This window comes from Streptomyces scabichelini (genome assembly GCF_011045015.1).
GTDB classification, from domain to species: Bacteria; Actinomycetota; Actinomycetes; order Streptomycetales; family Streptomycetaceae; genus Streptomyces; species Streptomyces scabichelini.
Genome location: NZ_JAAKZY010000319.1, coordinates 1 through 9145, shown reverse-complemented (window position 1 = coordinate 9145; position 9145 = coordinate 1). Strand labels below are relative to the sequence as shown.

Genomic DNA, 9145 nt, shown 5'->3' with positions numbered 1-9145 from the left:
GCCCCGTATGCGCCACCCCCCGCACAATCTGCCGCTGGAACAGCGCGAACACGATCAGCAGGGGCAGCCCCGCGATGACGACCGACGCCATCATCTGCTCGTAGCGGAGGCCGTAGGACGTCTGGACGTTGACCAGGCCGACGGGGAGTGTCATGCCGTTGGGGTCTGTGGTCACCAGGAACGGCCAGAGGAAGTTGTTCCACGTTGAGATGAAGGTGAAGATGCCGACCGCGGCCAGGACAGGGCGGGACAGGGGTATCACGATCGTCCAGAAGACGCGCCAGCGGCCCGCGCCGTCGACGAAGGCCGCCTCCTCCAGTTCGCGGGGGACGCCGTCGAAGAACTTGACCAGGATGAACACCATGGCGGGGACGGCGACTTGGGGCAGGATCACGCCCCAGTACGTGTCGACCAGGCCGAGCTGGACCATCTCCGCGAACAACGGCGCCATCAGGACCTGGGGCGGGACCATGATTCCGGCCATCACGACGGCGTACAGCACCTTGCGACCGCGGAACTCCGTGCGCGAGAAGCCGTACGCCGCCATCGCGCACAGCAGGACCGTCAGGATCGTCGTCATCACCGAGATGTAGGCCGTGTTGAACATCCAGCGGCCGATGTCGCCCGCCTCCCACACCTTCCGGTACGCCTCGAAGGTGAAGCGCGACCCCAGCCAGTGCAGGGGCGTCCGCGTCGCCTCGCCCTCCGGTTTGAAGGACGTCGCCAGGGCCCAGGCCAGGGGAAGGACCCACACCACCGCCAGGAGCAGGGCACCGGCCAGCATCACCCAGCGACCCGGGGTCCAGCGGGTCTTGCGGCTCTCGTCAGTTGACAGCAACGCACTCATGCCGACCCCCCACTCCGCCGCGACAACCGCAGCTGTACCAGCGACACGATGACGATCAGGGCGAAGAAGAGGTACGAGACCGCGGAGGCGTAGCCGATGCGGTAGCCGGTGAAGCCGGACTGGTAGACGTACTGGAGGATCGGGCGGGTCGAGTCGTCGGGGCCGCCGCCGGTCATGATGTACACCTGGTCGAAGATCTTCAACGACGCCAGGATCTGGAGGACCAGGACCACTCCCGTCGTGCGCCTCAGCAGCGGGAGAGTCACATGCCGCAGTCTGTGCCATGCTCCCGCGCCGTCCAACTCCGCCGCCTCGTACAGGTGTTGAGGGATCGACTGCAGCGCGGCCAGGTAGAGGAGGAAGTTGAATCCGACCGTCCACCAGACGGTGGCCGCCACGATCGACAGCATCGCGTACCGCTCGTCCGTCAGCCAGCCGATGCCCGGGTGCAGGCCGAACCAGGCGAGCAGCTGGTCCGCGAAGCCGAAGTCCGAGGGGAAGATCACCCAGAGGAAGAGCAGGCCGATCACGCCCGAGGGGAGGAGGAAGGGCGCGAACCAGGAGAGGCGCCACAGCCATTGGACGAAACGGAGGTGGTGCGAGAGCAGGGCGAAGACCAGGCCCATCAGCACCAGCGGGACCGTGGACAGGATCGTGAACCAGACCGTGTTCCAGAGCGACGACCAGACGCCCGGGTCCTGGAAGGCCTGCGTGTAGTTGTCGAAGCCGACGAACTCCCCTCCCTCGCCGGTGATGTTGTCGCTGCGCAGGCCCATGCCGACGCCGGAGACCAGCGGCCAGAGCAGGAAGAGCGCGTAGGTGAGGAAGAAGGGGGCGATGAACACCAGGCCGTGCTCGGTCCACTTGCGGCGGACGGTGACGGGTTTCGCCGTCGGTCGCCCCGCCGAGACGGGGACGGTGGCCGCGGTGGTGGTCGTGGTCGTGGTCATACGGCACCTCCTTCGCTGCCTAACGCGTCGCCGACGGGACCGCTGCCGAGCGGATCAGGCGTGTCGAGCAGCTTCCGCAGCCGCTTCTTCGCCTCGCGCAGGGCTCCCGACGGGGTGCGCGATCCGGTGAGTACGCCCGAGAAGACCGCGCCCAGTTGGATCCACATCGGCGAGGCCGAGCCCGCGAACCAGGCCGGCTGGTCGAGCACCACATCGTCGATGACCGACCGGTACGCCGACTGCGGCTCCAGCTCCAGATAGTCCGGCCGCGTCAGCGTCGGCAGATACGCGGGTACGTGGCCGCCCTTCGCCCAGTCCACGGAGTGCTTGAGCATCCAGGCGACGAAGGTGTGGGCCGCCTCGTTCGCCTCGCCCGGGCGGCCGTCCTGGTGTGGGAGCACGAAGGAGTGGCAGTCGGCCTGGGCGGTGGGGCGGCCGAAGAGCGCCGGTACGCGGGTCATGGAGAACGGCAGCTTGGCGGTGGTGAAAGTCGACACCTCCCACTCGCCGTTGAGGTGGAAGGCGGTCTTGCCGGCGTTGAACACCCCGATGGAGCCGGGGTAGTCGACGCGGCGCACCATCAGGCCCTCCTCCGTGAGCCGGGCCATGAACTCGAGGATCTCCAGCGCCTTCGCGTCGTCGAGCGCGAGCCGTTTGCCGTCCGCGGACAGGACCGTGCCGCCCAGCTGCGAGTAGAACGTGGCGAACAGCCGCCAGGGTGTGACGCAGTCGGGTCCGGTCGTCTCGGAGGTCAGCCCCGGCGCGCCCGTGGCCTTCTTCGCCGCGCGCAGGGCGTCCATGAACTCGCTTGCGCTGCCGATGGGTTGGAGGATGCCGCCGTCGCCGAGCAGCCCGGCCTTCTCGCAGACGTCGGTGTTGTAGTAGAGCACCATGGGGTGGGTGTCGAGCGGGATGGCGTACTGCTGCCCGTCGACCGCGCCGCGCTTGAAGATTTCCTCGGGGAACTGGTCGGTCCCGACGCCCAGTTCACGCAGCAGGTCCAGGTCGAAGGGGTCGAGGAGCCGTCCGGGGCCGAACCCGGCGAGCCTGGCCAGGTGGAGGATCGCGACCTCGGGCGCCCGCCCTTCGGTTGTCCGAAATGCCGAACTGTGCTCGTGAATTCGGACGGACCGTAGAGTCGAAGCGCTTCCGCCGTCAACGGTTCGCGCAGGCATTCACGCAACCGTCCATGACATATGTCATCCGCGGACGTGACAACGCCACGCGCGCACATGCGGGTTCGGCACTACTGGCGGGCCCGCCCCGGCAGCAGTCTGAAGGTGTCGGAAATACCCGGCCCCCGTATCGAAGAGGAGCCCGTCATGCAGACACGAAACGTGGTCGTCAGGATGCTGGTCCTGGGCGCGAAGGCGGCGCTGCGCGCGCACCGCTGCCCGGCGTCGAGGAACGGAGCCGGACACTTCGCGATGCACCGCTCGCGGTGAGCGTGGGCGCTCACCGCGTCCCTCAGGTCGCAAGGTCGCAAGGTCGCAAGGTCGCACAGCTCGCCGGGCGCAGTATTGACTGCCCGGCGAGCTGCGCGCACAGGAAGCGGTGGTGATGCCTTAGGGGCACGAGGACCGAAGACCCGTGGTTCAGGCCGTGACGGGCTGTCGCTCCTCGGAGGACTCGGCCTCCGCCGCCCGCTCCTTGCGGTAGGCGCGGATCGAGTACGTCACGGCGGCGGCCCACAGCGCGTACAGGAGTACGTAGACGGGGGTGCTCAGCGAGCTGGACGCGCCGACCCAGTCGCTCTTCAGCAGCGTACGAACGTTCGTCACGATGATGACGCCCCCGACCGCGGACCCCAGAACGCGCGGCGGAACCAGCCGCACCAGCCACGCCGCGATCGGCGCCGCGATCAGCCCGCCGAGCAGAAACGCCGCGACCCAGGCCCAGTCGAGGCCCTGTGAACCGAGCGAGAAGAGGAAACCCAGGCTCGCCGCCACCGCGACCAGGACCTCGCTCGTGTCGATGGAGCCGATCACCTTGCGCGGCTCCATACGGCCGCTGGCCAGCAGCGCCGGTGTACCGACCGGACCCCAGCCGCCTCCGCCCGTCGCGTCCAGGAACCCGGCGACCACTCCGAGCGGCGACAGGAACCTCTTGCGCAGTGGCTTGCCGAGATTGCCCTTGGGCATGCCGCGGAACGTGAACCGCGACATGACGTACAGCCCGAGCCCGAGCAGGATGAGCGACATCGCCGGCTCGGCGACCTCGGTGGACAGCCGGGACAGGACGGTGGCGCCGAGGAACGCGCCCACCGCCCCCGGGACCCCGATCCTGGCGACGACCTTCCAGTCCACGTTCCCGAACCGCCAGTGCGCGGCGCCGGACATCAGCGTCGTACCGATCTCGGCGAGGTGCACCGTGGCCGAGGCGGCGGCCGGGTTGGTGCCCATGGCGAGCATCAGGGTGGTCGAGGTCACGCCGTAGGCCATGCCCAGGCTGCCATCGACCAGTTGGGCACCGAGGCCCGCCAAGGCGAGCAGTACCAGGGTGCGCATACGAGTCCGTCCCGTCTTTCCTAGCTTTCCTACCGGCTCAGTAGGGATCGACGGGCCGACGGTAGTGGTTCAAGCTGAGAAGAGGTTAAAAACGATGTGAAGACGCCTTGGAGTCGGGCGACTTCCGACACCCCGACGGTGCTGTGCTCCACGATCGTCGTCAGACCGAGTGAGGCAGGCGTCACTGCCGTGCTCGACCGTGACTGCTCCCTTGTTCGTTTCTGCGCGCCGTTCCTCTACGCTCGAGGAGGTCATCAACTACCGCATGACATCTGCCCGGTGACGGAGTCGGCGTGGAGTGCGCGTCCCCGCTCCACGTCACCACTGGACGACTTCAGGCGCAGCCACGGGTCGGCACATCCGGACGCCGGCGACCCCGTGTGGCGCGTCCCGCCGGGCGGCGAAAGGGATGCGTCGTGCCTTCGGATTCGGCGAACTATCGCACCCTGCTGCGCACTTCGGGTGCCGCGGCCTTCTTCCTTCCCGCCGCTGTCGGGCGTCTGGGCATCGCCATGACGGGCATCGGCATCGTCTGGCTGGTACACGCACGCACCGGGTCGTATGCCGCTGCAGGTCTCGTCACCGGCGGGTTCGCTGTCGCGGACGCCGTCGCCGGCGGGCTCGCCCTCGCCGCCCAGGGCCGCACCATGCCGCCCTTCGCAGGCCCCGCCGAACGCCGGCACGCCGGGCGTGCCCTGCTCCGCTCCGCATTCCTGCGGCAGGTCGCGCTCGGCCTCACGCTCGGGGTGTTCTTCGGCGCGATGCAGGTGTCCGTCGCCGCATACGCCGTCGGACGCGGCAGCCCTGCTCTACTTCGCCTCCAACTGCACTAATTTGGTGGGTGGTTGGGCCTACGGAGCATGGCGCCACGGCGGCTCACCCCGGCGCCGCCAGGCCGCAGCCGCCGCCTGCCTCACCCTCGCGAGCCTTCCGCTGACCTTCCTCGACGCGCCCCTCGCGGTCGGCGCCACCCTCGCCCTGACCGGGCTCGCCGTGCCGGTTCTGCTGATCCTCGCCTCCGTCCTCACAGAGTCGTCGGTCCCGCGCGCCGTCCTCACCCGGGGGCGTGGCCGCTCGCCGTGTACGCGGCATCCAGGTCGGACATCAGCGTCGCCTCGTTGCGCACATAGCCGCTGACCAGCATGATCACGCCGAGTTTCGTGCCCTCGTCGAGCCCGGTGCCGTCGAGGGCCGCGAGGCCGCACTCCATCCACGCCACCGACTTCGGGCTCGCGGGCGGCCCGGAGATCGGGATCCGCAGGAGCCACAGGTTCTCGTGGAAGAACGCGCGCTGCGCCCGCGCCCACCGGGTCAGCCCCGCGCGCCACCCGGCCCCGTCGGGCAGCGGTTCGGGGGGCGCGGGCGTGACCGCCTCCTGCATCAGGATGTAGAGCTCGTCCTTGGCGCCGACGTACCGGTAGAGCGACATCGGCGAGGCGCCGAGCTCCTTGGCGACGCGCCCCATCGACACCGCCCCGATGCCCTCGGCGGCCGCGACGCCCACCGCCGCGGCCACGATGCGGTCCAGGCTGAGCCCCGGCTTCGGCCCTTTCGAGGGGCGGGCTCTGAAACCCCAGGCCGTCGCGAGGCTCGCGGGCAGGCCGGTGTCCTCGTCCGCCGCCGCCATCCGCGTCGCCTCCCTCTGCGTACCCGGGACCGCTGCTCGGGCCTCCGGCTTGACGCACATCCCGACGCACCCGCCATCGAGGCCACCGGCCTCCGCAAGACCTACGGAAAGGTCGAGGTCCTGCGCGGTCTCGACCTGACGGTGCCGCGCGGCACCGTGCACGCCCTGCTCGGCCCGAACGGCGCGGGCAAGACCACCATCGTGCGCATCCTGGCCACGCTCACCGAGGCCGACGCGGGCACCGCCAGAGTCGCCGGGCACGACCTGCGCACCGAGCGGGCCCGGGCCCGCCACGCGATCAGCCTCACCGGCCAGTTCGCGGCGGTCGACGAGATGCAGACCGGCGCGGAGAACCTGCGGATGATCGCCCGGCTCGCCCGCGCCCACGGCGGCGCCCGCACCTCCCGCGCCGCCGCACGCACCCGGGCCGCCGAACTCCTCGACCGCTTCGACCTCGCCGACGCCGCCGACCGCCTGGTCAAGACGTACTCGGGAGGCATGCGGCGGCGCCTCGACCTGGCCGCGGCCCTGGTGGGCGAACCCGAAGTGATCTTCCTGGACGAGCCGACGACGGGCCTCGACCCGCGCAGCCGCCAGGAGCTGTGGAGCGTGGTGCGCGAACTGTCGGCACGGGGCACGACGGTCTTCCTGACCACCCAGTACCTGGAGGAGGCCGACCGGCTGGCGGACCGTATCGCCGTGCTCCACCGCGGCGAGCTGGTCGCCGAGGGCACCTCCGAGGAGCTGAAGCGGCGCGTCGCGGGCCACCGCCTCGACGTCGTCCTGACCGACCCGGCCGCCTATCTGCGCCTGGCGTCACAGGCGGTGTACAGCGAGCCCGAGACCCGCACCCTGGGCTTCTTCACCGACGGCGGTGCACCCCAGGGGCGGGCGCTGCTCGACGCGTTGGACCCCGACGGCACGGCCATCGAACGGTTCTCGCTGCACACGGCCACCCTCGACGACGTCTTCCTGACCCTCACGAAGCCGACACAGCCCGCACACCAGGAGCCCAGCCATGTCTGACGCACTCATCATGACCGGCCGCTCCGTCCGGCTCAGCCGCCGCAACGTCGACGCCCTGATGATGGCCATGGCGCTCCCGGTGATGCTGCTCCTGATCTTCGTGTACTTCTTCGGCGGAGCCATCAACACCGGTACGAAGTACGTCACTTACGTCGTCCCCGGCGTCCTGCTGCTGTGCGCCGGCTTCGGCTCGGCCAGCACCGCCGTGGCCGTCACCGAGGACCTCAAGGGCGGCCTCATCGACCGCTTCCGGTCCCTCGACATCGGCGGCACCCCCATCCTGGCGGGCCACGTCCTCGCCTCCACGGCCCGGAACCTGGTCGCCACCACCCTGGTCTTCGCGCTCGCCTTCGCGATCGGCTTCCGCCCCTCGGCCGGCCCGGGCGGCTGGCTCGCCGCGATCGGCCTCCTGGTCGCCTACATCGCGGCCCTCTCCTGGCTGTCCGCCGCGGTGGGCCTGCTCGTCAAGTCCCCCGAGGCAGCCGGGGGTTTCACCTTCTTCGTGAGCTTCCTGCCCTACCCGAGCAGCGCCTTCGTGCCGACCGACACCATGCCGTCGTGGCTCCAGGGCTTCGCCGCCCACCAGCCCGTCACCCATGTCATCGAGGCGGTACGCGAACTGCTGCTCGGGCAGCCGGTGGGCTCGACGGGGTGGGTGGCGCTCGCCTGGTGCACGGGCATCCTCACCGCCTCGGCGGCCGCTTCGGGAGCGCTGTTCAAGCGGCGTACGGCTTAGGTGTGTTGCCGGGATCGCCGACCCGTCGTCCTCAACGGCAACGGACGATGGCAATGGCCTCGCATATCCGGCAGCTCACGGCGCCGGCGTACGGTCGGGCGGACTCGGTTCAGTGGCGAAGCGACTGGGTTGACTGTCAAAGGACAGACATGTCGTGTCGCAGGGAAGGCTGAGTGGCCTTGACGGACAGCTGGCTTTGGTGGGAGCTGCGGGGCGGCGGATAGCGTGCGGGTATGACGAGGAAGCGGCGGGTCCTTTACCGGCAGGGCACTGGGTTCTGGCGGATGACGGCGAAGTGGGTTCTGGTCTTCGGGGCCCTGTCCCTGTTGGACGGCGGGCTGCTCCGATCGTGGGGCGACGCTCTGGTGTGGCCGATGATCGGGATCCTGCTGTGGGTGCCGTGCGGGATCGGCGTCGTCTGGTATTCGAAGAAGGATCAGCTGGTCACGCTGACGACGCGTGAACTGCGTGTACGGCGCAAGCGGCTGCCGATGGAGAAGGTGAACCTGCTGCACGTGGCGCGGCTGTGGCTGGAGGGGCGGTCGACCGCGGACGACCAGCCGGTGCTGGAATGGGCACGGTTCGACCGGGTGGTGTGGGTGCCGCTGCAGGACGGCCGGGCGTTCGGCGTGGAGTTTCGCGACCCGGTCGCGTTCGCCAAGGTTTTCGGCGCCTTCGCGGTCGCGGCGTGCGGCGGGCCGGAAATCGTCCGCGCGAGGGCCGCAGCGGCAACCTACCCGGAGCCGCGCCCGATGCGGGCCCGCCCCGCCAACGACGACGGCGGCTCCTGGCCGGACCTCCTGGACATCTTCAACTGATCGGTTCGTCGAGTGTCGGTACACGCGCACGCGAAGGTTCATGGCGCCTCCGGCTGGGTCCAGGGGTGGCAGGGGCAGGCACAGCGGCGGACCAGCAGAATCCCTACGGAGTGTGGCAGGGGTACGTCTTCGGTCTGACGGCAACTGGTGTGCAGATGCGCGTAGTCGGGGCGTTGGGCGAGAGTGCACTCGGCGGACAGCGTCTCCAGGTTCCCCGCGGCTGCGGCGACGGGGCGTCCCGTCCGGGAGGAGCGGGCGGGGAGCGGAGCGTTCGCCTTCACCGCCGCGCCCGTTCTGGACTGGGCGTTGACGTGGGCGAGGCCTGCGCTCAGGGCCTGGTTGAGGAGGGCGGGGCGCAGGTTGTCGGGCCGCGCGTCCCATTCCCGGCCTCCGCCGACGGGCCGCAGTTGCACGTACGAGCCGACGACCCCCATGACCCTGCCGATCTTGCCGGTGCCGGTGTCCTCGACGGTGTCGCCAAGTCTGGGCTCGTACGTCGTCACCTGGCCTCCCTTTCCAGGACGGCCAGTGCCCGCGTGCACTCCTCGGGCGGCGGAACGTAGGCGCGTACGAGGGCGCTCGTGACGGAGTCGTCCGCGTAAGTAGGTAGCCACGGGGGGGGTGGGCCTTGCGG

The 9145-nt window shown here is 69.9% G+C and carries 11 protein-coding genes; 5 read left to right on the top strand and 6 right to left on the bottom strand.

The window, feature by feature from the left end; translation table 11 throughout:
- The 3 genes from G5C60_RS47595 to G5C60_RS47585 form a co-directional block, all read right to left on the bottom strand.
- Nucleotides 1-847, bottom strand: an 847-nt coding sequence (locus G5C60_RS47595) for a carbohydrate ABC transporter permease (protein ID WP_165270022.1), incomplete at its 3' end; no start/stop codon positions are given.
- A complete protein-coding gene (locus G5C60_RS47590) occupies nucleotides 844-1797 on the bottom strand; it encodes a carbohydrate ABC transporter permease (RefSeq protein ID WP_165270020.1) in 954 nt (317 codons plus the stop codon). The genes G5C60_RS47590 and G5C60_RS47595, both read right to left, overlap by 4 nt.
- A complete protein-coding gene (locus tag G5C60_RS47585) occupies nucleotides 1794-2972 on the bottom strand; it encodes an extracellular solute-binding protein (RefSeq protein WP_241267594.1) in 1179 nt (392 codons plus the stop codon). The genes G5C60_RS47590 and G5C60_RS47585 overlap by 4 nt, the downstream gene beginning before the upstream one ends.
- A gap of 147 nt (nucleotides 2973-3119) precedes the next feature.
- Here G5C60_RS47585 and G5C60_RS53450 point away from each other — a divergent pair, with 147 nt between their 5' ends.
- Nucleotides 3120-3242 carry a hypothetical protein gene (locus G5C60_RS53450; RefSeq protein ID WP_277611489.1) on the top strand — a complete coding sequence of 41 codons (123 nt, stop codon included), beginning with the start codon at nucleotides 3120-3122 and terminating at the stop codon, nucleotides 3240-3242.
- Nucleotides 3243-3392: 150 nt separating this feature from the next.
- Here G5C60_RS53450 and G5C60_RS47580 read toward each other — a convergent pair whose 3' ends face one another.
- Nucleotides 3393-4304, bottom strand: coding sequence for a sulfite exporter TauE/SafE family protein (locus G5C60_RS47580; RefSeq protein ID WP_165270018.1), 912 nt, complete (start codon nucleotides 4302-4304; stop codon nucleotides 3393-3395).
- Between the two features lie 416 nt (nucleotides 4305-4720).
- Here G5C60_RS47580 and G5C60_RS51385 point away from each other — a divergent pair, with 416 nt between their 5' ends.
- Entirely contained in the window at nucleotides 4721-5137 is a 417-nt protein-coding gene (locus G5C60_RS51385; protein WP_206440897.1) for a hypothetical protein, read from the top strand.
- A 221-nt stretch (nucleotides 5138-5358) separates the two neighbouring features.
- Here the strand turns inward: G5C60_RS51385 and G5C60_RS47570 are convergent, their stop codons facing one another.
- Complete coding sequence (locus G5C60_RS47570; RefSeq protein ID WP_165270026.1) at nucleotides 5359-5931, bottom strand: TetR/AcrR family transcriptional regulator; 573 nt, start codon at nucleotides 5929-5931, stop codon at nucleotides 5359-5361.
- 15 nt (nucleotides 5932-5946) lie between these two features.
- On the opposite strand from G5C60_RS47570, the gene G5C60_RS47565 reads away from it, so the two are divergent.
- The 3 genes from G5C60_RS47565 to G5C60_RS47555 all read left to right on the top strand — a co-directional run bounded on the left by G5C60_RS47565 (nucleotide 5947) and on the right by G5C60_RS47555 (nucleotide 8511).
- Nucleotides 5947-6957: an ABC transporter ATP-binding protein gene (locus G5C60_RS47565; RefSeq protein WP_165270024.1), complete on the top strand. Its 1011-nt coding sequence runs from the start codon at nucleotides 5947-5949 to the stop codon at nucleotides 6955-6957.
- Nucleotides 6950-7693: an ABC transporter permease gene (locus tag G5C60_RS47560; RefSeq protein ID WP_165270016.1), complete on the top strand. Its 744-nt coding sequence runs from the start codon at nucleotides 6950-6952 to the stop codon at nucleotides 7691-7693. The genes G5C60_RS47565 and G5C60_RS47560 overlap by 8 nt, the downstream gene beginning before the upstream one ends.
- A gap of 233 nt (nucleotides 7694-7926) precedes the next feature.
- Complete coding sequence (locus G5C60_RS47555) at nucleotides 7927-8511, top strand: hypothetical protein (RefSeq protein WP_165270014.1); 585 nt, start codon at nucleotides 7927-7929, stop codon at nucleotides 8509-8511.
- 38 nt (nucleotides 8512-8549) lie between these two features.
- On the opposite strand, the gene G5C60_RS51380 is transcribed toward G5C60_RS47555, so the two are convergent.
- The gene (locus G5C60_RS51380) at nucleotides 8550-9014 is read right to left on the bottom strand and encodes a hypothetical protein (protein WP_206440898.1); all 465 of its coding nucleotides are present in this window, start codon (nucleotides 9012-9014) and stop codon (nucleotides 8550-8552) included.
- Nucleotides 9015-9145 lie beyond the last annotated feature (131 nt).

Bases quoted from the DNA above. Each gene is read 5' to 3' on its own strand.
- G5C60_RS47590 (WP_165270020.1), bottom strand. From the start codon at position 1,797: ATGACCACGACCACGACCACCACCGCGGCCACCGTCCCCGTCTCGGCG.
- G5C60_RS47585 (WP_241267594.1), bottom strand. From the start codon at position 2,972: ATGCCTGCGCGAACCGTTGACGGCGGAAGCGCTTCGACTCTACGGTCC.
- G5C60_RS53450 (WP_277611489.1), top strand. From the start codon at position 3,120: ATGCAGACACGAAACGTGGTCGTCAGGATGCTGGTCCTGGGCGCGAAG.
- G5C60_RS47580 (WP_165270018.1), bottom strand. From the start codon at position 4,304: ATGCGCACCCTGGTACTGCTCGCCTTGGCGGGCCTCGGTGCCCAACTG.
- G5C60_RS47570 (WP_165270026.1), bottom strand. From the start codon at position 5,931: ATGGCGGCGGCGGACGAGGACACCGGCCTGCCCGCGAGCCTCGCGACG.
- G5C60_RS47560 (WP_165270016.1), top strand. From the start codon at position 6,950: ATGTCTGACGCACTCATCATGACCGGCCGCTCCGTCCGGCTCAGCCGC.
- G5C60_RS47555 (WP_165270014.1), top strand. From the start codon at position 7,927: ATGACGAGGAAGCGGCGGGTCCTTTACCGGCAGGGCACTGGGTTCTGG.